Raw genomic sequence first — 394 nt, 5'->3', positions numbered from 1 at the left:
GACATTTGATACCAAACCTGCATTTCTTGTTCCCCTAGCCCTGTCTGGAAATAGAACTCCAATTGTACGTACAATTACTGGCTTAGGTACCGTGTTCATGTCTAATACCCCAAAGTTTCTAATCCTACGCATGGTATACTTTGCACTTCATTGGTTAATTCGGAAGCGAGTAGCTATGACCATATTTCAAAATAAAGATGATATGGCTTTATTCCTAAAAAACAATCTAGTAACCAAATCCAATAGCACATTAATTCAAAGTAGTCGCATTGAGTTAAAGGATATCAACGTACACGCTAAAAGAGAAGGAAACCCTTTCACCTTTATATGTGTAGCACGCTTAGTGTATGAAAAAGGTATTATCAATTTAGTGGAAGCTGCTCGAATTTGCCAA

General features: G+C 37.1%; 1 pseudogene. It reads left to right on the top strand.

The annotated features are described in order from the left end of the window. Window positions 1–130 precede the first annotated feature (130 nt). A pseudogene (locus ACRHOC_RS14735) lies at window positions 131–394 on the top strand (glycosyltransferase family 4 protein); the annotation flags it as partial.

The organism is Winogradskyella poriferorum (assembly GCF_050618035.1).
In the GTDB taxonomy this organism is placed as follows: domain Bacteria; phylum Bacteroidota; class Bacteroidia; order Flavobacteriales; family Flavobacteriaceae; genus Winogradskyella; species Winogradskyella poriferorum_A.
The sequence above is the reverse complement of the archived record's forward strand: the minus strand, read 5'-3'. Positions and strand labels throughout refer to the sequence as shown.